This is a genomic window from Gordonia tangerina (genome assembly GCF_021556435.1).
In the GTDB taxonomy this organism is placed as follows: Bacteria; Actinomycetota; Actinomycetes; order Mycobacteriales; family Mycobacteriaceae; genus Gordonia; species Gordonia tangerina.
Genome location: NZ_JAKGCU010000005.1, coordinates 1 through 22,137, shown reverse-complemented (window position 1 = coordinate 22,137; position 22,137 = coordinate 1). Strand labels below are relative to the sequence as shown.

The following is a 22,137-nucleotide window of genomic DNA, read 5'->3' as shown; positions in this document are numbered from 1 at the left end:
CTCCAGCCTACGTCGCGCCTCCGGGTGAGCGACGTCGGTCGCGCACCGGACCGGTGTACTTCTCTCCCGGACCCTCGCCCGGCTCGTCCGGATAGGCGCTCGCGTCGCGGAACGCCAACTGCAGTTGCTTGAGGCCGTCGCGGATGGGCGCGGCATGAACCCCGAGGTCGGCCTTCGACGCATCGACGAGCCCGGCCAGGGCGGTGATCAGTTTGCGTGCTTCGTCGAGGTCCACGCTGTCGGGGTCGGCACCCTCCGCCAGACCGAGCTTCTCCGCGGACGCGCTCATCAACATCACGATCGCGCGCGTGATGACCTCGATGGACGGAATATCGGCCAGATCGCGCACGTTATCCATGTCGGTCTGCTCCGGACCGAGTGCCCCGTCGCTCCCTCCCGGATCGCCCTCACCGGGCATCTGCGCAGGTGACGAATAGGAGTTCTCGGCCATGGCTGCTAGACTCCCACAGTACGACCGCCCCGGTTCGCGCCGGGGTCGCAAGTGGAGTTCCGCTCCCACCGTCACGACGCGGCCAGTCCGCAGTTGTACGGTCCGGTTCACGCCGATGGTCGCGAAGCTGCTGAGCTGCGCGAACGCGTCGGTTCGACGTGTGCGTCGGCGAACCGGTCGGTATCGGAGCCCTGCGGATGCGATCAGCGTCCCGGGGCTCTTCTGCTGAGAGCGATCCTCCTGCCACCGGAGTCACGACTCCTGGCGGTCACCAGAGAAGAACTGATCAAGGAGGCCCCATCAGCACTGAGACCCGCATCAACGAGCGCATCCGCGTCCCTGAGGTCCGACTCGTCGGACCCAACTCGGAGCAGGTGGGCATCGTGCGTGTTGAAGATGCGCTTCGCCTGGCCTACGAGGCCGATCTCGACTTGGTCGAGGTCGCGCCGGACGCACGGCCACCCGTGTGCAAGATCATGGACTACGGCAAGTTCAAGTACGAAGCCGCCCAGAAGCAGCGCGAGTCGCGTCGCAACCAGCAGATGACCGTCATCAAGGAGCAGAAGCTCCGCCCGAAGATCGACGACCACGATTACGAGACCAAGAAGGGTCACGTCGTCAGGTTCCTCGAGGCCGGATCCAAGGTGAAGGTGACCATCATGTTCCGCGGTCGCGAGCAGTCGCGCCCCGAACTGGGCTACCGACTTCTGCAGCGCCTGGGCAACGACGTCGCCGACTACGGCTTCATCGAGACCTCGGCCAAGCAGGACGGCCGCAACATGACCATGGTGCTGGCACCGCACAAGGGTGCGAAGACGCGACAGAAGGCCCAGCAGGGTCGCGACCGCGGTCCCAAGCCTGCGGCCGCCGCCCAGGACGAGAAGACCAGCCAGTAGCCGATCGGATGGCTCAGAGCCGTCCGGTCGCTCAGACACTGACCGCAGCGTGCGAGACACACCCGTGGCGACACGGGTGGTTTCGTTCGCCCGAATGAAGGAAGAACATGCCGAAGAGCAAGACCCACAAGGGTACCGCCAAGCGTTTCAAGGTGACCGGCAGCGGCAAGGTCGTTCGCCAGAAGGCCAATCGTCGCCACCTGTTGGAGCACAAGTCCTCGCGGCGCACCCGCCGCCTCGACGGCATCGCCGTCGTGAGCGACAGCGACGCCCCGCGCATCAAGCGACTGCTGAACAAGTGACCCGACCGGGGGATCCCCCGGCGACGGTCGACACCGACATCTGACGAACAAAGGATTGACACATGGCACGCGTGAAACGGGCGGTGAACGCCCAGAAGAAGCGTCGTTCGACCCTGGAGGCCTCCAAGGGTTACCGCGGACAGCGTTCGCGTCTGTACCGCAAGGCGAAGGAGCAGCAGCTCCACTCGATGACCTACGCCTACCGGGACCGTCGTGCCCGCAAGGGTGAGTTCCGCAAGCTGTGGATCTCGCGTATCAACGCCGCGGCCCGCGCCAACGACATCACCTACAACCGGCTGATCCAGGGCCTCAAGGCCGCCGGTGTCGAGGTGGATCGCAAGGTTCTCGCCGACATCGCCGTCACCGATCCCGAGGCATTCACCGGTCTCGTCGAGGTCGCCCGCAAGGCGCTGCCCTCCGACGTGAACGCACCGGCTGCCTGATCGCGACCGCCACACCCGCACACGACCCGTGATGGAAGTTCTCTCCGAACGTTCCACACGGGTCGTGTCGTATGCGAAGCTCCATCGCACCTCGGTTCGTCGGGCCGAGGGACGGTTTCTGGTGGAGGGACCAAATTCCGTCGGTGCCGCGCTGGCGACCGGACGCGCCGAACGAGTACTCGTCGGCGAGGGCGATGTCGAGCGCCACGCGCCTTTGATCGACGAGGCCCGGTCCGCCGGCGTGGTGATCGAGATGCTGTCCGACCGCGCGGTAAACAAGCTCTCCGAATCCACCACGCCACCGGGGATCTTCGCGGTCTGCACGTTGCTGGACCGGACCCTGTCGGCGGTGCTCGACGCGCAGCCGGCGCTGCTCGCGGTCGCCATCGAACCACGCGAGCCCGGCAACGCAGGAACATTGATCCGCTGCGCCGACGCCATGGGTGCGGACGCGATGATCCTGCTCGGCGACGCGGTCGATCCACACAACGCCAAATGCGTGCGGGCCTCGGCGGGCAGTGTGTTCCACCTCCCGGTCGTACGCCACCGCGACGTGGCCAGCGGTCTGGCCGGAATCCGGTCCGCTGGCATCACCACCCTGGCGACGGCCGCCGACGGTGAACTATCCCTCGACGACGCCGACGACATCCTCTCCGGGCCGACCGCATGGTTGTTCGGCAACGAGGCCCACGGATTGCCCGACGATGTCGCAGCCGCTGCCGACCATCGTGTCGCCATCCCTATCCGCGGTCGAGCCGAGAGCCTGAACCTGGCGTCGGCAGCCGCGATCTGTCTGTACGCGAGCGCCCGACAGCATCACCTCGCGTGATCCCCGCGTCCCGGCACCTCACACAGCGGCGGGTGTTTGCGCGGCCGATCTGAGTAGTTGTGCTCAGGTCCGGCAGCTCACGACAGGCCACGCTGGCACCATGACCAGCACCGACACTGCGCGCCGTCGTGGGCGTCTGCCCTCCGCATCCGATCTCGACGCACTGACCGGTGACCGAGACCGGGTGATCGATCTGATCCGATTGACGTCGCTCGTCGTCGTCATCGCAGGTCATTCGGTGATGTTGACGGTCACCGTCGACGCCGGGGGCCTCACACTCGGAAATCTGCTCGCCGACTTCCCGATGCTGCAGGCCGCCACCTGGTTGTTGCAGGTCCTGCCGCTGTTCTTCTTCGCAGGCGCGGCAGCGGCCACCTACGGACTCTCCGCAGGACCCATGCCCGCCGCCGGCCACTGGCTGTTCACCCGGGCCCAACGGTTGCTCCGGCCGGTGTTCTGGTATCTGCTCGCGGTGCTCGCCACGAGCATGGCGACGTCCGCGGTCGGCGCCCACGCCGCCGCCGATGTGGTCGCCCGTCTCGGTGTGCAACTGCTCTGGTTCCTCGGCGCGTACCTCCTTGTGCTCGCCGTCGTCCCACTGCTGCAACGCATCTGCGTACCGGTGCATGTTGTGGTCGCACTCGCGACGGCGTGGGGGATCACCGCAGTGGTCGACGTGCTCAGACTCGCCGTGGGTTGGCCGACAGTCGGCTATCTGTCGTTTCTGACGGTGTGGTCGATTCCCGCGATCCTCGGTGTCGCGTACGCCAAAGGGTTGGTGTCACCACCGCAGGCCGCTGCCGGTGCACTCGGGTTACTCATCGTCGACATCGCACTGGTCTCCGTTGGTCCGTACGAGACGTCGCTGGTGACCGTGCCGGGGCAACAGGTGTCGAACATGAACCCGCCCAGTCTGTTGCTCGCCGGTCACGCGATCGTGTTGTGTGGCGCCGCGATCGCCGTGCGCCGCCCGTTGGCGAGGCTGGCCTCGAGGGCTCGCATCTGGTGGTGGGTGGTGTCGGGCAACCGGGGTGCGATGACCCTGTACCTCTGGCACCTGCCGATGCTTGCGCTGCTCATCGTCGCCGGGCAGTCGATCGGACTCAGCCGTGACCCCGCGCAGGGTGCTGTCCTGTTCGGAGCGGTCGTCGGCACCCAGACGGTGCTGCTGCTGGGTGCCATGGTTCCGGCGGTCGCTGCCTTGTCCGTGTTCGAGAACCGCCTGTTGCCCTGGTGGGATGGGCCGGTTGCGACCGGCGCCGCCCGGTCGCGTGACCTCATGGTGTCGGGTGCTCTCGTCGTCACCGGTGGCGCGACGTTGATGACTGCGCGCAACGGTCTCGTCGACGACGGGCTCGTGTGGGCTGCAGTCGCGGTTACCGGCGCTCTACTCGCGAGAGCGATGGCCGGTCGGCGTTGAAGCGGGCCGCCGGCGAGGAACCTGCGCCGCGGCACCACCAGCGGCTCGTCTACTGTTGTAGCCGCACCTAGACGCCCGTTTTCGATCCCGAGGAGACCGCCGACCGTGGCCAGCTCTGCCGACGACGCCCCAGAGATCCGGTTCCCCGAACCGCAGGAACTCGACGCCGCAGCGGCGGCCGCCGTCGCGGCATTCGACGCCGCCGGAGATCTCGACGAACTCGCGCGGGCCAAGACCGCGCACCTCGGCGATCGGTCTCCCGTCGCGCTGGCGCGGCGGGCGCTCGGCAGCCTTCCAAAGGACCAGCGTTCCTCAGCGGGCAAACTGGTCAACGAGGTCCGCGGTCGCGTCAGTGCCGCGCTCGATCTGCGCACCACATCGTTGCAGGCCGAACGCGATGCCGCCGTTCTGGTCGCCGAGGCCGTCGACGTCACCCTGCCCAGTGCGCGGCGCCGCGTCGGCGCGCGCCATCCCATCACGGTGATCGCCGAACAGGTCGCCGACGTCTTCGTGGGGATGGGCTGGGAAATCGCCGAAGGGCCCGAGGTCGAGACCGAGCACCACAACTTCGACGCACTCAACTTCCTGCCCGACCATCCCGCCCGCTCTATGCAGGACACGTTCTACATCGCACCCGAAGGATCGCGCCAGGTCCTGCGCACGCACACCTCGCCGGTGCAGGTGCGTTCGATGCTCAGTCGCGACCTGCCTATCTACGTGGCCTGCCCGGGCCGAACCTTCCGCACCGACGAACTCGACGCCACGCACACCCCCGTGTTCCATCAGATCGAGGGACTGGCCGTCGACAAGGGGCTGACCCTGGCGAATCTGCGCGGCACCCTCGAGGTGTTCGCCCGCGCACTGTTCGGTCCGGAGACCACCACGCGGATGCGGGCGAGTTACTTCCCGTTCACCGAGCCCTCGGCAGAGGTCGACGTGTGGTTCCCCGGTAAGAAGGGTGGACCCGGCTGGGTCGAGTGGGGCGGTTGCGGCATGGTCAATCCGAATGTGCTGCGGGCCAGCGGAATCGACCCCGACGTCTACTCCGGTTTCGCCTTCGGCATGGGGCTCGAGCGGACCCTGCAGTTCCGCAACGACATCTCCGACATGCGCGACATGGTCGAAGGTGACATTCGCTTCACCGTCCCCTTCGGCCCGGCAGTCTGACCGACGCCACCGCCCGGAAATCCGTCCCACGAGACCCGATCGATGAAAGTAGTTGGTTGACGTGCGTGCCCCACAGTCCTGGTACACCGAGGTCCTCCGGCAGGGCGATCCGCAATGGTCGGCGACCGCCGACGAGATCGACCAGGCCTTTGTCCGGGTCGGATTCGAGATCGAGGACATCGACGCATTCCCGACGATCACCGGCCCGCTGGTGATCGGTCGGGTGGAGACCATTGAGGAACTCACCGAGTTCAAGAAGCCGATCCGGTTCTGCACGGTGGCGGTCGGGGAGGACGAACCCCGTGGCATTGTCTGCGGCGCACGCAATTTCGCTGAAGGTGATCTCATCGTCGCGGCGCTGCCGGGTGTGGTGTTGCCCGGTCCTTTCGAGATCGCCTCCCGCAAGACCTATGGGCGTATCTCCGATGGCATGATCTGCTCGGTCTCCGAGCTCGGGATCGGCAACGATCACAGCGGAATCCTGGTGTTGGCGCCGGGCACCGCCGAGCCGGGTGCGGATGCCCGTGAGGTGCTCGGCCTCGATGACGCGGCCATCGACGTCAACGTCACGCCCGACCGCGGATACGCATTCTCGATCCGCGGCCTGGGTCGCGAACTCGCCGGCAGCTTCGGTGTGCCGTTCGTCGATCCTGCGCTCGCCGCCACCGCCTCGGACGCGACGGGTGACGCCTGGCCGGTCGCCATCGACGACGACTCGTCGGCCACCCGCTACACGGCGCGCGTCATCTCCGGTGTCGACGCGACGGCGGTGTCGCCGTGGTGGATGCAGAAACGCTTGATGGTCGCCGGTATCCGCCCGATCTCCGCGATCGTGGACATCACCAACTACGTGATGATCGAGCTCGGCCAGCCGCTGCATGCGTTCGACGCCGACAAGCTGACCGGCACCATCACGGTGCGCTCGGCGCAGCCGGGGGAGAAGCTCACCACTCTCGACGGTGTCGATCGGGTACTCGACACCGAGGACGTGGTGATCGCCGACGAGAGCGGTCCGGTCGCGCTCGCCGGGGTCATGGGCGGCGGAGCCACCGAGGTCGGTGCCGCCACCACGACGGTCCTGCTGGAGTCGGCCACCTTCGATCCGGTCCGTGTCTTCCGCACCGGTAAACGCCACAAACTCACCTCGGAGGCGAGTAAGCGCTTCGAACGCACCGTCGACCCCGAGGTCACGGCGGCGGCGTCGGATCGCGCGGCACAGCTCATCGTCGACATCGCGGGCGGTTCGGTGACCTCGCCGTTGAGTGAGGCGCGGGCGGTTGTGCCGACACCGTCGGCGATCTCGATCCCCGCCGACGAACCCGACCGGACCGCGGGCCTGACCTATCCCGCCGGCACCACTGCGGTGCGGCTGCGGGAGGTGGGATGCGTGGTCGAGGGTGGCGAACGCCTCGAGGTGACCCCGCCGTCCTGGCGGCCGGATCTTCGCCAGCGTGCGGACCTCGTCGAGGAGGTCCTTCGGCTCGAAGGGCTCGAGGACATCCCGGCTGTGGTGCCGCGCGCACCGGCCGGCACCGGCCTGACCGCCCCGCAGCGTCGGCGCCGCGCAGTCGGGCGCACGCTTGCGCTCGACGGTTTTGTCGAGGTCCTGCCTTATCCGTTCATGCCGGCCGGGGTGTTCGACGTCTGGGATCTGCCGGCCGACGACGATCGCCGGCGTACCGTCACGGTGCTCAACCCGCTGGAATCCGAACGCCCCGAACTGAACACCACACTGTTGCCGGGGCTGCTGGAAATGGCGGCACGCAACATCGCGCGCGGCCAGCGCGATCTCTCGCTGTACACGATCGGGCAGGTTGTTTTCGCCGGCGACAATGTCGAGCCGGTTGGCGCTCTTGATGTCTCGCAACGACCCGCCGAATCCGATATCGCGGCTCTCGACGCGTCGCTACCGCATCAGCCCTTACATGTGGCGGTCGCCCTCACCGGACTGCGCGATCCCGCCGGCCCATGGGGCCCCGGGCGAGTGGCCGACCATGTCGACGCCTTCGAGGCCGCCCGCACGATTGCGCGCGCAGCCGGGGTCGAGGTACAGCTGACCTCGGCCGAGCGTCGTCCATGGCATCCGGGTCGGTGTGCACGGATCAGCGTTGACGGCACAACCGTAGGATTTGCCGGTGAACTGCATCCGGCGGTGCTGGAACGTGCGGGCCTACCCAAGCGGTTGTGCGCGGTGGAGATCGATCTCGATGCGGTGCCCATCGTCGAACAGCTGCCCGCCCCGCAGGTGTCACCATTCCCGGCCGTCCTGCAGGACGTGGCGGTGGTGGTCGACGACACCGTTGCCGCCGCCGACGTACAGGCCGCGTTGCGCGACGGCGCCGGAGAGCTGCTCGAGGCGATCGACTTGTTCGACGTGTTCACGGGCGAACAGGTGGGTACGGGCAGCAAATCGCTCACGTTCGCGCTGCGTTTCCGCGCCGCCGACCGCACGCTGACCGAAGACGAGGCCAACGAGGCGAAACTCGCCGCCGTCGCCCATGCAGGTGCACAGGTCGGCGCGCGTATGCGCTGACGCAGACCTGCCCATCTGCTCGTGACGTGATCGTGACTGGAGTGGGCTGCCCCTTTTTGCTGGTGGTGTGACTGTGAGTGAAGTGGGCTGGCCCTTTCTGCTGGTCGAGTAGCCGCGCGAGCGAAGCGAGCCGGCGTATCGAGACCCCGCCGCTGAATTGATTTGCATCAGCGTGCATAATCATCATATGACGATCAGGGTGGCAGTCGCCGGTGCGAGCGGCTATGCGGGTGGTGAGATCCTTCGGCTTCTCTGCGGGCATCCGCGCCTGCGCACCGGGGACCTCGAGATCGGTGCACTGACCGCCGGGGGCAACGCCGGTAGCACGCTGGGTTCCCTGCATCCGCACCTGTTGCCGCTGGCCGACCGGATCCTTGAGGACACCACCCCCGAGGTGCTCGCCGGTCACGACGTCGTGTTCCTCGGTCTGCCGCACGGTACGTCCGGCGAGATCGCCGATGCCTTGCCGCCGTCGACGCTCATCATCGATTGCGGCGCCGATCATCGGTTGCAGAACGCGCAGGACTGGCTCGACTACTACGGCAGCGAACATGCCGGGACCTGGCCATACGGTCTGCCCGAACTGCCCGGCAACCGTGACCGACTGCGCGACGCCTCGCGGATCGCGGTCCCGGGCTGCTATCCCACCGTGTCGATTCTGGCGTTGCGGCCGGCCATCGCAGCCGGTCTGGTGGACCCGCATGTCACGGTGGTCGCGGTGACCGGGGCGTCGGGCGCCGGCCGGTCCCCCAAGGTGGATCTGCTCGCCTCGGAGGTCATCGGCTCGGCACGGGCGTACGGCGTGGGTGGCGTCCATCGGCACACCCCCGAGATCTCTCAGGCGTTGTCGGAGGCGGCCGGCACGCCTGTCACCGTGTCGTTCACCCCGGTGTTGGCGCCGATGGCGCGAGGTATCCTCGCCACCTGCACCGCGCGCACCTCCGCGTCGACTGCTGAGGTGCGGGCCGCTTACGAGAAGGCCTACGGTGACGAGACATTCGTGCACCTACTGCCCGAAGGCGCACTGCCGAGCACCGGGTCGGTGATGGGTGGCAACGCCGTCCAGCTGGCGGTCACCGTCGACGAGCGAGCCCAGACGCTGGTTGCGGTGGGCGCCATCGACAACCTGACCAAGGGCACCGGCGGCGCAGCAGTCCAATCGATGAACCTCGCGCTCGGCTGGGATGAGGCCGAGGGTCTGAGCACCGTGGGGGTGGCACCGTGACCGCAGACGATCGGATCACTCCGGGAGCCCCGCTCGACGCGCCCCGCCTCGTGCGCGCGCAGGGTGTCACCGCGCCGTTGGGATTCCGGGCGGCGGGAATCGCCGCCGGCATCAAGGCTTCCGGCGCTCCGGACCTCGCGCTGGTCTTCAACGAGGGACCGGAGTACGCCGCGGCCGGAGTCTTCACCCGCAATCAGGTGCAGGCGGCGCCGGTGCTGTGGAGCCGACAGGTGCTCACCGCCGGCCGGTTGCGTGCCGTCGTCCTCAACTCCGGCGGCGCCAACGCCTGTACCGGCCCGGGTGGCTTCCAGGACACTCACGCAACAGCCGAGGCGGTCGCCGATGCGCTCAGCAACTGGGGGACCGAGACCGGTGCCGTCGAGGTTGCGGTGTGCTCCACCGGACTGATCGGTGATCGGCTGCCGATGGATCGTGTGCTGGGCGGGGTCACCGAGATCGTGCACGAGATGGGCGGGGGACTGTCCGGCGGAACCGACGCCGCGCACGCGATCATGACCACCGACACCGTTCCGAAACAGGCTGCCCTGCATCATCCGCAGGGATTCAACGTCGGCGGCATGGCGAAGGGGGCGGGCATGCTCGCGCCCTCGCTGGCCACCATGCTGTGTGTGCTCACCACCGACGCACAGGTCGGTGCCGAGCAACTCGACGCCGCGTTGCGTCGCGCTACCGCACTGACATTTGACCGACTCGACGTCGACGGCTCGTGCTCCACCAACGACACCGTGTTGCTGCTGAGTTCCGGGGCCAGCCAGATACCGGTCGACCAGGCCGATCTCGACGCCGCGGTACTCGCCGTGTGCGACGACCTGGCCGCGCAGCTGATGGCCGACGCCGAGGGCGTCACCAAGCGCATCGTGATCACCGTGGCCGGCGCCCGGACCGAGGACGACGCCGTGACGGTCGGGCGGAGCGTCGCACGGGATTCCCTGGTCAAGACGGCGCTGTTCGGATCCGACCCCAACTGGGGTCGCGTGCTGGCTGCAGTGGGCATGGCATCGGTGACGATCGACCCGGACCGGATCGCGGTGTCGTTCAACGGGACCCCGGTCTGCGAGGCCGGCTGTGGAGTGGCCGGCGCACGCGATGTCGACCTGTCGGGTGAGGACATCGCGGTCCGCATCGAACTCGGGCAGGGAGACGCGTCGGCCAGTATCCGCACCACCGACCTCTCGCACGCGTACGTCGAAGAGAATTCGGCGTATTCGTCATGAGCGGGAAATCAGAGCTGAGCGCTCTCGACAAGGCGATGGTGCTCGCCGAGTCGTTGCCGGCACTGCAGTCACTCCACGGTGCGACCGTGGTGGTCAAGTACGGCGGCAACGCGATGGTCGACGACGACCTCAAATGTGCCTTTGCCGCGGACATGGTGTTGTTGCGCGCCTGCGGAATTCATCCTGTCGTGGTGCATGGCGGGGGACCGCAGATCTCGGCGATGCTCAAGCGACTCGGCCTCGAGGGTGAGTTCCGCGGCGGGTTCCGCGTCACCACTCCCGAGGTGATGGACGTCGCCCGGATGGTGTTGTTCGGACAGGTCGGACGTGAACTCGTCGGCCTGATCAACTCGCATGGCCCGTACGCGGTCGGTATCACCGGCGAGGACGCGCACTTGTTCACCGCGACCCGGCGAACCGTGCGGGTGGATGGTGTCGCGACCGACATCGGTCTCGTCGGCGACATCACCTCGGTCAACACCTCGGCGGTGCTCGATCTCGTGGCCGCCGGCCGGATTCCGGTGGTGTCCACCATCGCCCCGGATCGTGACGGAGTGGTGCACAACATCAACGCCGACACCGCCGCGGGTGCGCTCGCGGAGGCGCTAGGCGCGTCGCGGCTGGTGGTGCTGACCGACATCGAGGGCCTTTACACCGACTGGCCAGACCGTACGTCGCTGGTCGCGCAGATCGGCACCGACCGCCTCGCGGCGCTGCTGGGATCACTCGACGCTGGAATGGTGCCGAAGATGGAGGCCTGCCTGCGAGCCGTCACCGGAGGGGTGCGGGCGGCCCACGTGATCGACGGGCGCGTACCGCATTCGGTGATCGCCCAACTCCTGACCGAGAGCTCGACCGGCACCACCGTGACCGCCGACAACGAGGGGGAACTCGCATGACAGAACCGTTGCAGCAGCGGTGGTCGGCCGCACTGATGAACAACTACGGCACCCCGGCGATCGCGTTGACCAGTGGGTCCGGTGCCGTGGTGCGCGACGCCGACGGCAAGGAGTACCTTGATCTGCTCGGCGGGATCGCGGTCAATGCACTCGGACATGCCCACCCGGCCCTGATCGACGCCGTCACCACCCAGCTGCAGACCCTGGGGCACGTCTCCAACCTCTACGTCAGTGCGCCCGCAGTGGAACTGGCCGAGCGCCTGCTCGACAAGTTCGGCCATTCCGGTCGCGTGTTCTTCTGCAACTCGGGCACCGAGGCGAACGAGGCGGCGTTCAAGCTCGCCCGGCTGACCGGTAGGCCGGAGATCATCGCCGCCGAGCGGGCCTTCCACGGTCGCACCATGGGTGCGCTCGCGATGACCGGTCAGCCGGCGAAACGTGCTCCGTTCGAGCCCATGCCGCCCGGTGTGCGGTTCGTCCCCTACGGAGATGTCGCGGCGCTCGACGCCGCGGTCACCGACCGCACCGCGGCGGTCATCCTCGAACCCATTCTCGGGGAAAGTGGTGTCGTGGTGCCGCCCAACGGTTTCCTCGCCGAAGCGCGGCGGATCACTTCCGAACGCGGAGCGCTGCTGATCTTCGACGAGGTGCAGACCGGAATCGCACGTACCGGCGCGTTCTTCGCCCACCAGTCCGCAGGCGTGGTACCCGACGTGATGACCCTGGCGAAGGGGCTCGGCGGCGGGTTGCCGATCGGGGCCTGCATTGCCACCGGTCGCGCCGCCGACCTGTTCGAGCCGGGCCAGCACGGCACCACCTTCGGTGGGAATCCGACGTGTACGGCTGCGGCGCTTGCGGTTCTGCGGGTCATCGAGGAAGAGGGGCTCGTCGATCAGGTGGCCGCGGTGGGCAAATCGATCGCGACGGGCATCGAGGAACTCGATCATCCACAGGTGTCCCATGTGCGCGGGGCGGGTCTGCTGCTCGGTGTCGTGCTGCGCAACCCGCTCGCCGCGCGGGCCGAGAGGGCCGCGCGTGACGCGGGATTCCTGATCAACGCGCCCGCGCCGGATGTACTGCGGTTGGCGCCACCGCTGATCCTCACCGAAGAACAGGGGGCAGGCTTCGTCGCCGCTTTGCCCGCGATCCTGGACCAGGCGGCCGCAGACGAGCAGGGGGAGTAGGAATGACGAGGCACTTTCTGCGTGACGACGACCTGTCGCCGGCGGAGCAGGCCGAGGTGTTGGCTCTGGCCGCCGAGCTCAAGGCATCGCCGTTCGCACAGCGGCCCCTCGAGGGGCCGCGCGGGGTGGGGGTGATCTTCGACAAGAACTCGACCCGTACCCGCTTCTCCTTCGAAATGGGGATAGCGCAGCTCGGCGGGCACGCTGTCGTCGTCGACGGCACCACCACCCAACTGGGGCGTGACGAGACCATCGAGGACACCGGGCGGGTGCTCTCGCGATTCGTCGATGCGATCGTGTGGCGGACCTTCGGTCAGGACCGCCTCGAGGCGATGGCATCCACGGCGACGGTGCCGGTGATCAACGCGTTGTCGGACACCTTCCATCCGTGCCAGGTACTCGCGGATCTGCAGACCATCATCGAACGCAAGGGGCCCCCCGCCGGCTTGGCGATGACCTACCTCGGCGACGGCGCAAACAACATGGCCCATTCGCTGGCACTCGGTGGCGTCACCGCGGGGATGCATGTGACCATCAGTGCGCCAACCGGTTTCGAGCCGGCAGCCGAGGTGCTGGAGGCGGTTCGGGCGCGTGCCGAGCAGGCTGGCGGCTCGGTGCGGGTCGTCGCCGACCCGGCGACCGCGGTGGCCGGCGCCGATGTGCTGGTCACCGACACCTGGACATCGATGGGTCAGGAGACCGACGGGAAGGATCGCAAAGGACCCTTCCGGCCGTACCAGATCAACGACGAGCTGCTGGCACAAGCTGACCCCGGCGCCATCGTGCTGCACTGTCTGCCCGCACACCGCGGCGAGGAGATCACCGACGCCGTGATCGATGGCCCGGCCAGCGTGGTCATCGATGAGGCGGAGAACCGGCTGCACGCCCAGAAGGCGCTGCTGGTCTGGTTGTTGAGGCAGTGATGACCGCAGAACGCACTCCCACGGCCCGGTCGGCAGCCCCCTCGTCCCGCCTCACCGCGGGCGAGACCCGGCTGGCGGCGACCAAGGCCGGACGGCACGCGCGCATCGTCGATCTGTTGGCCGCCCACCAGGTACGCAGCCAAGCCGAACTGCAGCACCTGCTCGCCGACCAGGGCATCGAGGCCACCCAGGCGACGCTCTCCCGGGATCTGGACGAACTCGGTGCGATCAAGTTACGCGGCGCCGACGGCGGCATCGGTCGCTACGTGGTCCCAGAGGACGGGTCGCCGGTGCGCGGCGTCTTCGGCGGTACCGACCGTCTCTCCCGACTGCTGGCGGAGTTGCTCGTGTCCACCGACTCCAGTGGCAATCTGGCTGTGCTGCGGACCCCGCCCGGCGCCGCCCATTACCTCGCCAGCGCCATCGACCGCGCGAGCCTACCCGACGTGGTAGGCACGATCGCCGGGGATGACACCATCTTCGTGGTGGCCCGGGAACCGATCGACGGTGCCGAACTCGCCCGACGAATCGAGGGCCTCGTGTAACCACGCGGCCCGTTCCGGACAGCTTCAGATAGTGGCCACGCGCCACAGCCCACAAGAGAACAATCAACTCACAACGCGCCACGAGCGGGAGGACGCCCGCGCCGGCGCGCAGCACACAGAGGAGACAAACACATGGCGGAACGCGTCGTACTCGCGTACTCGGGAGGTCTCGACACCTCGGTCGCGATCAGCTGGATCGGCAAGGAGACCGGCAAGGAGGTCGTCGCGGTTGCCCTCGACCTCGGCCAGGGCGGCGAGGACATGGATGTCGTCCGTCAACGTGCGCTGGACTGCGGTGCGGTGGAGGCCGTCGTCGTCGACGCACGCGACGAGTTCGCAGACGAGTACTGCCTGGCGACGATCAACTCCAATGCGCTCTACATGGATCGTTATCCGTTGGTCTCGGCGATCTCACGCCCGCTGATCGCCAAGCACCTCGTCACCGCCGCCCGCAATCACGGCGGCACCGTCGTGGCCCACGGATGCACCGGCAAGGGCAACGATCAGGTGCGTTTCGAGGTGGGTTTCGCCACCCTGGCTCCCGACCTGCAGGTCCTGGCACCGGTCCGCGACTACGCGTGGACGCGTGAGAAGGCGATCAGCTTCGCCGAGGAGAACGACATCCCGATCAACGTCACCAAGAAGTCGCCGTTCTCGATCGACCAGAACGTGTGGGGCCGAGCAGTGGAGACCGGGTTCCTCGAGGACCTGTGGAACGCGCCCACCAAGGACGTCTACGACTACACCGACGACCCGACCATCAACTGGAACTCGCCCGACGAGGTCATCATCACCTTCGAGAAAGGTCGCCCGGTCGCCATCGACGGCCGTCCGGTCAGTGTCCTCGAGGCCATCCAGGAACTCAATCGCCGCGCCGGTGCACAGGGTGTCGGCCGTCTCGACGTCGTCGAGGACCGACTGGTGGGCATCAAGAGCCGTGAGGTCTACGAGGCCCCCGGCGCCATGGTGCTGATCCGCGCCCACGAGGAACTCGAACATGTGACGTTGGAACGAGAGCTGGGCCGCTACAAGCGGCACACCGACCAGAAGTGGGCCGAACTGGTCTATGACGGACTGTGGTTCTCTCCGTTGAAGCGGTCGTTGGACGCTTTCGTCGCCTCCACCCAGGAGCACGTCAGCGGCGACATCCGCCTCGTCCTGCACGGCGGGCACATCGCGGTCACCGGCCGGCGCAGTGGTGAGTCGCTCTACGACTTCAACCTCGCCACCTACGACGAGGGCGACAGCTTCGACCAGTCCGCCGCACGCGGATTCGTCGAGCTGCACGGCCTGTCCTCGAAGATCGCGGCCAAGCGAGATCTCGACCTGTGAGCTCGCACGGCACCAACGAGGGCTCGCTGTGGGGCGGTCGGTTCGCCGACGGACCCGCCGCCGCCATGGCCGCCCTGAGTAAGTCCACTCACTTCGATTGGGCGCTGGCACCTTTCGACATCGAGGCGTCGATGGCGCATGCGCGGGTCCTGCATCGCGCCGGCCTGCTCAGCGACGCGGACCGTGCGGCGATGCTCGCCGGGTTGTCGCAGCTCGCCGCCGACGTCGCCGACGGCACCTTTGTCCCAGCACAGAGTGATGAGGACGTGCACGGAGCGCTCGAGCGCGGGCTGATCGAGCGGGTCGGGCCGGAGCTCGGCGGGCGTCTGCGCGCCGGTCGTTCACGCAACGATCAGGTTGCCACGCTGTTCCGGATGTGGCTGCGCGCCGCGATGCGTCGTGTGGCCCTTGGCTTGCTCGATGTCGTCGACGCCCTGGCCGACCAGGCCGAGTCGCACCCGGACGCGGTGATGCCGGGTAAGACGCATCTGCAGGCCGCGCAACCGGTTCTGCTGGCGCATCATCTGCTCGCACACGCGCACCCATTGCTCCGCGACATCGATCGGCTGGCCGACGCAGACCGGCGAACCGCGGTGTCGCCGTATGGTTCCGGCGCGCTGGCCGGGTCATCACTGGGACTGGATCCGGCGGCGATCGCGACGGACCTGGGGTTCGACCGCGCGGCCGAGAACTCCATCGATGCCACCTCGTCGCGCGATTTCGCCGCTGAGGGAGCCTTCGTTTTGGCGATGATCGGGGTCGATCTGTCCCGGCTGTCCGAAGAGATCATCCTGTGGAGCACACCGGAATTCGGGTATGTGACGCTTGCTGACGCCTGGTCGACGGGCAGTTCGATCATGCCGCAGAAGAAGAACCCGGATGTCGCCGAACTCACTCGCGGCAAGTCCGGCAGGCTCATCGGAAACCTAACCGGTCTGCTCGCGACGCTGAAGGCCCAACCGTTGGCCTACAACCGCGATCTTCAGGAGGACAAGGAGCCGGTATTCGACTCGGTGGCCCAGTTGGACCTGCTGCTACCGGCGATCACCGGCCTGGTCGCGACGCTGGAGTTTCACACCGACCGCATGGCCGAACTCGCCCCGGCTGGTTTCACCCTGGCCACCGACATCGCTGAATGGATGGTGCGCCAAGGAATTCCGTTCCGGGTAGCGCACGAGGTGGCCGGTGCGAGTGTTCGTGCCGCCGAGGAGCGCGGAGTCGGCCTGGCCGATCTCGACGATGCCACGCTCGCGTCGATCAGCCCCGATCTCCGGCCGGAGGTGCGTGAAGTGTTGACCGTCCGGGGTTCCATCGAATCACGCAACGCCCAGGGCGGGACGGCCTCGGTTCAGGTCGCCCGTCAGTTGTCCGATGTCCGCGCCGACGTGGCCCGGCGGCGCGCCGAATGGTCGAGAGGCGTGGAGACGCCAACCATCTGAGTACGCTGATGACGCCGCCCGCGGGGAGGTCGGTACAGTGACGTGCATCACGTGAACGACTACGGGAGGGGAACGACGTCATGGTGGGCCTACCCGCATTGCCCGACGTCGGCGCCGCGGTGGACCGGGTTCTCGCCACCGCGCAGAACGGCCTCGAGGTGCTGCGTTTCGGCGGACTCGACACCGGAACCGAGCCGGCGCCGTTCAACGTGGTGGAGACATCGAAGATGTTCCGGCTCCGCCGGTATTTCCCGGACACCCCCAGCACCGGACCGCAGATTCTGCTCGTCCCGCCGATGATGGTGTCGGCCAACGTTTATGACGTGACCGAACACAATGGTGCGGTCTCGGTGCTGCATCGGGCGGGGATCACCCCGTTCGTGATCGACTTCGGCTCACCGGACTCCGAAGAGGGCGGCATGGAGCGGACCCTCGCCGACCACATCGTGGCCGTGAGCCGTGCCATCGACCTGATCATCGAGTCCAGTGGGAAAGACGTCCATCTCGCGGGTTACTCGCAAGGTGGCATGTTCGCGTATCAGACCGCGGCGTATCGCCAGTCCACGGGCATCGCGAGCCTGATCACCTTCGGTAGTCCGGTCGATGTGCTCGCGGCGCTGCCGCTCGGGCTGCCGCCGGCCCTGGTGGTCCCGAGTGCCGAGATCCTCGCCGACAAGGTGTTCAACCGTCTGTGGGTACCCGGCTGGATGGCTCGAGCCGGATTCCAGCTGGTCGACCCGGTGAAGACCGCGCGCAGCCGGATCGACTTCCTGCGCAAACTACACAACCGGGACGCGTTGCTGCCGCGGGAGGACCAGCGGCGCTTCATCGAGGCCGAGGGGTGGGTCGCGTGGTCGGGCCCGGCGGTCGCGGAACTACTCCGGCAGTTCGTGGTGCACAACCGGATGATGTCGGGTGGGTTCGTGATCAATGGAGACCTGGTTTCACTCACCGAGATCACTTGCCCGGTACTGGCTTTCGTAGGTGAGGCCGACGACATCGGTCAGCCTCAGGCGGTACGTGGAATACGCCGCGCGGCACCGGCTGCCGCCGTCTTCGAGTCCCGCGTACCGGTCGGACATTTCGGTTTGGTGGTGGGTAGTACCGCAGGGGCACATACCTGGCCGACCACCTCGGACTGGGTGTTGTGGCAAGCCGGACTCGGCGAACGTCCGCCGCTCGTCGAGGACATGACCGACGACGATGATCCGCACGGCTCGGGCGTGAGCCTGTCGTCGCGGATCACCCACGGGCTCGGCTCACTGGCAGACGCCGGCGGTGGCGTCTCGCGCGAACTGCTGGTGATGGCCAACTCGCTGCAGCGCACCACGCGGGCAGTGGCACAGGAATCGGTGCGCACCGTGCCGCGCCTGTTCCGGCTCGGCCAGATCCAGTCGGGTACCCGGATCTCGCTCGGAAAGTTGATGTCGGAGAACTGCAAGCGTGCACCCGAGCAGGAACTGTTCCTGTTCGAGAACCGTGTGCTTTCCCATGCGGACGTCAACACGCGAATCGACAACGTGGTCGCCGGCCTCGTGTCTTGCGGGGTGCGGCCGGGCCAGCACATCGGCGTGCTGATGGAGACGCGCCCCAGTGCGCTGGTGGTGGTGGCGGCCTTGTCACGACTCGGCGCGGTCGCCGTCATGCTCGCCGCCGATGGCGACATGCGGGAGATGCTGCGGCTGGCCGACGCTTCGGTCGTGGTCACCGACCCAGGACATCTGTCGGAGGCGTCCGGTGTGTGCGACCGGGTGTTGGTGCTCGGTGGCGGCAGTGGCGGGTCGCGGTCGATCTCCGAGGCGGACGGCACATCGGTGATCGACATGGAACAGATCGATCCCGCCGAAGTGGTGATGCCCACGTGGTATCGACCGGACCCCGGTCTGGCCGGTGACCTCGCGTTCATCCTGTTCACCCGCAGCGCGGGTCAGTTGGCTCCGTGGCCGGTGACCAACCATCGGTTCGCGCAGTCGGCATTCGGAGCGGCATCGGCGGCGGGTCTCACCGATCGTGACACCGTGTACTGCCTGCCGCCGCTACATCACGCATCCGGCCTGCTCACCACGCTCGGCGCCACCGTGGTGGGGCGGTCACGGATCGCGCTGTCCAACGGAATAGATCCTGACACCTTCACCGCCGAGGTCAACCGCTACGGGATCACCGTGGTCTCCTACACGTGGACGATGATGCGGGAGATCGTGCGCGCCGAAGGGTTCCGCATCAACCAGCACAACCCGATCCGGCTGTTCATGGGTTCGGGAATGCCGGTGGGACTGTGGGACGACGTCATGGAGCATTTCCCCCGCGCACGCGTGCTGGAGTTCTTCGCCACCGCGGACGGCTCGGCGATTCTCGCCAACGTGTCCGCGAACAAGGTCGGGTCGATGGGGCGTCCGCTGCCGGAGACGAACCCGCTGGAGGTGGCGGCCTATGACCTCGCCGCCGATCGGCTCGTGATCGATGACCATGGTTTCGTCCGCAAGGCTGCGGTGGGCGAGCCTGGGCTGCTTCTGGCCCGCGCCCGGCATCGATTCGACACTTCGGCGACAGTGCTACGCGACGTCTTCACCCCTCAGGACCGGTGGGAGGTTTCCGGACATCTGTTCGTCCGCGACGTCGATGACGATCTGTGGTTCCTGGGGTCGCTGGACAACATCATCCGAACCTCCGACGGCCCGGTGTTCATCCCGCCGATCGAGGCGATCCTGTCGCAAATGGAACCGGTCGATCAAGCGGTTGCCTATGGAGTCGGTGCGCCGGGCCGGCAAGTGGCGGTAGCCGCGTTGACGCTACGCGCAGATCACCCGGCGGAATCCTTGACCGTGACCCAATTGCGCATTGCCCTCGGCGAATTCGTCGCCGAACAGCGTCCCCATCTGATCCACCTGGTCGATGAGATTCCCGTCTCCGACGCCTACCGCCCACTGTCGTCCGGCTTCGCGCAACGCGGTCTACCGCGACCGGGCTCGAAGGTGTGGTACCGGGACAGCGAGGGGCGTTATCGCAGGTACACGCGGTCGGCGGCGGCGACGATGGGGTGGTCGGTACAAGCCGGCGCCGGTGGCAACGCCCCGGCTGCCAGTGATCACTGAGGTCAGCGCGGCGGGCGATAGAGTGAAGCCCTAGTACACGGTGAACGACGAGGGGACTGCGCGGACATGGCGACACGAGCCGAATCCATCGATCCGATCACGCGGGAGCGGCTGGTGTGCCCGCAGGATCGTGGTCCGCTGCTCGATGCCGGCGATGAGTTGTACAACCCACGGCTGCGGGTGGCCTACCGGATCGATTCCGACGGCATCCCGGTCATGCTCGCCGACGAGGCGCGTGCCGTGGCCGACGACGAACACGCCCGGATCACCGGCGACGCATCCGGGTCTGTCTGACCTGTGGGTAGGTGATCGCGACGGACCGCCCAGGTGACAGGATCGAGTCGTGAGTACCGAGACGTCTGACCGGCCGACGACCGACATCCTCTCCGAACTCGAGTGGCGTGGCCTGATCGCGCAGTCGACCGACCTCGACGATCTCCGCGCTGAGATCGCGCGCGGACCGATCACCCTGTATGCCGGATTCGACCCGACGGCATCGAGCCTGCACGCCGGACACCTCGTCCCACTGCTCACGCTGCGCCGGTTCCAGGAGGCGGGGCATCGACCGATCGTGCTGGCCGGTGGCGCGACCGGACTCATCGGTGACCCACGCGATGTCGGCGAACGCGCGATGAACGCACCTGACACCGTGGCCGACTGGGCCGACCGGATCGGCGGACAGCTGCGCCGGTTCGTGAGCATTGACGACTCGCCCACCGGCGCATTGGTGGTCAACAACCTCGACTGGACTCAACAGCTCAGTGCCGTCGAGTTCCTCCGGGACCTGGGCAAGCACTTCTCCGTCAATGTGATGCTGGCTCGCGACACCGTCAAGCGCCGGCTTGAGTCGGACGGAATGAGCTACGCCGAGTTCAGCTACCTGCTGCTGCAGTCCAATGACTTCGTGGAACTCAACCGCAGGCACGGATGTGTACTCCAGGTCGGTGGTTCCGATCAATGGGGAAACATCGTCGGCGGTGTCGATCTCGCGCGCCGACTGGACGCGACGTCACTGCACGGGATGACGGTGCCACTCGTCACGTCGTCGGACGGCAAGAAGTTCGGGAAGTCCACCGGCGGCGGCAGCCTGTGGCTGGACCCGGAGCTGACCAGCCCATATGCCTGGTATCAGTACTTCGTGAACACCGCAGACGCCGACGTGGTGCGGTACCTGCGGTGGTTCACCTTCCTCGGACGAGACGAGATCGACGACCTCGCGCGGGCTACCGAGGAAACGCCGCACCTCCGGCTCGCGCAAAAGCGTCTGGCCGCGGAGATGACCACGCTGATCCACGGCGCCGCGCATACCGCCGCCGCCGAATTGGCCAGTCAGGCTCTGTTCGGTAGGGCTGAATTGGCTGATCTCGATGAGGGCACGCTCGCCGCGGCCGTGGGTGAGACCACGGTCGCCGATTACGCGGGAACGAGCCCCACACTGGTGGAGCTGCTCGTCGACACGGGTTTGTCCGAGAGCAACAAGGCGGCGCGCCGTGCGATCGGTGAAGGCGGCGCATACGTCAACAATGTGAAGATGAGCGACGCGGATTGGCGGCCGGAGGCAGGCGATTTACTACACGGTCGCTGGTTGGTGATCCGCCGAGGCAAGAAGAGTTTCGCTGGAGCACGCGTAGTCCTCTGACCAGGCGATTTGACGCGTTGTTCTCGTCTGTGTAACTTAATCGACGCACCGCAGAGAGCAACTTCCCGGAGCCGACAGGAACCGGGCAGAAGCAGAGTGTCCGAACCTAGCCGTTTCGGAATATTGCGGAGCCGGCCAGGGGTCCGGGACGCAAAGACTTGCGCACCGGAATCCGACCGGGTAGGCTAGAAGAGTTGCCTCGGAGACGAGAGTAACACTTCTGAACATCAGCTCGCAGATGAACGCCTCTTAGTAGGGGACGTATCAGCGGGTGTGTGTTCTTTGAGAACTCGATAGTGTGTTGATGGATTGTCTGATGCCATTTTTTTGGTGGCATTGGTTTTGTGGATGTCCTGCACTCCTCGTGTGTGGGATGTCTGTGGAGTTTTTTGCCAGTTTTTTGGATTGTTTTTGTCAGGTTTTGCTTTCCTGATTGTGTTGAAACTTTTTGGTTTCAGTGTTTTTTCATGGAGAGTTTGATCCTGGCTCAGGACGAACGCTGGCGGCGTGCTTAACACATGCAAGTCGAACGGAAAGGCCCAGCTTGCTGGGTGCTCGAGTGGCGAACGGGTGAGTAACACGT

Annotated in this window: 19 protein-coding genes and 1 rRNA gene; 19 read left to right on the top strand and 1 reads right to left on the bottom strand. The window is 66.9% G+C overall.

What is annotated here, in order from left to right; genetic code table 11:
• Positions 1 to 7: 7 nt before the first annotated feature.
• Positions 8 to 451, bottom strand: a complete 444-nt coding sequence (locus L1892_RS08045; RefSeq protein ID WP_235723072.1) for a DUF1844 domain-containing protein — start codon at positions 449 to 451, stop codon at positions 8 to 10.
• A 299-nt stretch (positions 452 to 750) separates the two neighbouring features.
• On the opposite strand from L1892_RS08045, the gene infC reads away from it, so the two are divergent.
• The 19 genes from infC to L1892_RS07950 form a co-directional block, all read left to right on the top strand.
• Positions 751 to 1,347: a translation initiation factor IF-3 gene (infC, locus tag L1892_RS08040; RefSeq protein ID WP_235723255.1), complete on the top strand. Its 597-nt coding sequence runs from the start codon at positions 751 to 753 to the stop codon at positions 1,345 to 1,347.
• 107 nt (positions 1,348 to 1,454) lie between these two features.
• Positions 1,455 to 1,649 carry a 50S ribosomal protein L35 gene (gene rpmI / locus L1892_RS08035; RefSeq protein WP_235723071.1) on the top strand — a complete coding sequence of 65 codons (195 nt, stop codon included), beginning with the start codon at positions 1,455 to 1,457 and terminating at the stop codon, positions 1,647 to 1,649.
• Between the two features lie 62 nt (positions 1,650 to 1,711).
• Complete coding sequence (gene rplT / locus L1892_RS08030; protein ID WP_235723070.1) at positions 1,712 to 2,092, top strand: 50S ribosomal protein L20; 381 nt, start codon at positions 1,712 to 1,714, stop codon at positions 2,090 to 2,092.
• Between the two features lie 31 nt (positions 2,093 to 2,123).
• Positions 2,124 to 2,921 (top strand): TrmH family RNA methyltransferase, encoded by a 798-nt coding sequence (locus tag L1892_RS08025; RefSeq protein ID WP_235723069.1) that lies wholly within the window; start codon positions 2,124 to 2,126, stop codon positions 2,919 to 2,921.
• Between the two features lie 100 nt (positions 2,922 to 3,021).
• A complete protein-coding gene (locus tag L1892_RS08020) occupies positions 3,022 to 4,341 on the top strand; it encodes an acyltransferase family protein (protein WP_235723068.1) in 1,320 nt (439 codons plus the stop codon).
• A gap of 105 nt (positions 4,342 to 4,446) precedes the next feature.
• Positions 4,447 to 5,508, top strand: a complete 1,062-nt coding sequence (pheS, locus tag L1892_RS08015; protein WP_235723067.1) for a phenylalanine--tRNA ligase subunit alpha — start codon at positions 4,447 to 4,449, stop codon at positions 5,506 to 5,508.
• Positions 5,509 to 5,569: 61 nt separating this feature from the next.
• Positions 5,570 to 8,041, top strand: a complete 2,472-nt coding sequence (pheT, locus tag L1892_RS08010) for a phenylalanine--tRNA ligase subunit beta (protein WP_235723066.1) — start codon at positions 5,570 to 5,572, stop codon at positions 8,039 to 8,041.
• A gap of 187 nt (positions 8,042 to 8,228) precedes the next feature.
• Positions 8,229 to 9,266 (top strand): N-acetyl-gamma-glutamyl-phosphate reductase, encoded by a 1,038-nt coding sequence (gene argC, locus L1892_RS08005; RefSeq protein ID WP_235723065.1) that lies wholly within the window; start codon positions 8,229 to 8,231, stop codon positions 9,264 to 9,266.
• Entirely contained in the window at positions 9,263 to 10,501 is a 1,239-nt protein-coding gene (gene argJ / locus L1892_RS08000; protein ID WP_235723064.1) for a bifunctional glutamate N-acetyltransferase/amino-acid acetyltransferase ArgJ, read from the top strand. The genes argC and argJ overlap by 4 nt, the downstream gene beginning before the upstream one ends.
• The gene (gene argB / locus L1892_RS07995; protein ID WP_235723063.1) at positions 10,498 to 11,400 is read left to right on the top strand and encodes an acetylglutamate kinase; all 903 of its coding nucleotides are present in this window, start codon (positions 10,498 to 10,500) and stop codon (positions 11,398 to 11,400) included. The genes argJ and argB overlap by 4 nt, the downstream gene beginning before the upstream one ends.
• Complete coding sequence (locus tag L1892_RS07990) at positions 11,397 to 12,584, top strand: acetylornithine transaminase (protein ID WP_235723062.1); 1,188 nt, start codon at positions 11,397 to 11,399, stop codon at positions 12,582 to 12,584. Before argB ends, L1892_RS07990 begins: the two co-directional genes overlap by 4 nt.
• Before the next feature lie 2 nt (positions 12,585 to 12,586).
• A complete protein-coding gene (gene argF, locus L1892_RS07985) occupies positions 12,587 to 13,507 on the top strand; it encodes an ornithine carbamoyltransferase (protein WP_235723061.1) in 921 nt (306 codons plus the stop codon).
• Positions 13,507 to 14,052 (top strand): arginine repressor, encoded by a 546-nt coding sequence (locus L1892_RS07980; RefSeq protein WP_235723060.1) that lies wholly within the window; start codon positions 13,507 to 13,509, stop codon positions 14,050 to 14,052. Before argF ends, L1892_RS07980 begins: the two co-directional genes overlap by 1 nt.
• Before the next feature lie 132 nt (positions 14,053 to 14,184).
• Positions 14,185 to 15,384 (top strand): argininosuccinate synthase, encoded by a 1,200-nt coding sequence (locus tag L1892_RS07975; protein WP_235723059.1) that lies wholly within the window; start codon positions 14,185 to 14,187, stop codon positions 15,382 to 15,384.
• Positions 15,381 to 16,823 carry an argininosuccinate lyase gene (gene argH / locus L1892_RS07970; protein ID WP_235723058.1) on the top strand — a complete coding sequence of 481 codons (1,443 nt, stop codon included), beginning with the start codon at positions 15,381 to 15,383 and terminating at the stop codon, positions 16,821 to 16,823. The genes L1892_RS07975 and argH overlap by 4 nt, the downstream gene beginning before the upstream one ends.
• A gap of 80 nt (positions 16,824 to 16,903) precedes the next feature.
• Positions 16,904 to 19,915, top strand: a complete 3,012-nt coding sequence (locus L1892_RS07965; RefSeq protein WP_235723057.1) for an AMP-binding protein — start codon at positions 16,904 to 16,906, stop codon at positions 19,913 to 19,915.
• A 66-nt stretch (positions 19,916 to 19,981) separates the two neighbouring features.
• On the top strand, positions 19,982 to 20,209 hold the full coding sequence (locus tag L1892_RS07960; protein ID WP_235723056.1) for a Trm112 family protein: 228 nt from the start codon (positions 19,982 to 19,984) through the stop codon (positions 20,207 to 20,209).
• A 49-nt stretch (positions 20,210 to 20,258) separates the two neighbouring features.
• Complete coding sequence (gene tyrS, locus L1892_RS07955) at positions 20,259 to 21,554, top strand: tyrosine--tRNA ligase (protein ID WP_235723055.1); 1,296 nt, start codon at positions 20,259 to 20,261, stop codon at positions 21,552 to 21,554.
• A gap of 464 nt (positions 21,555 to 22,018) precedes the next feature.
• Positions 22,019 to 22,137: ribosomal RNA gene (locus L1892_RS07950) — 16S ribosomal RNA — on the top strand; the annotation flags it as partial.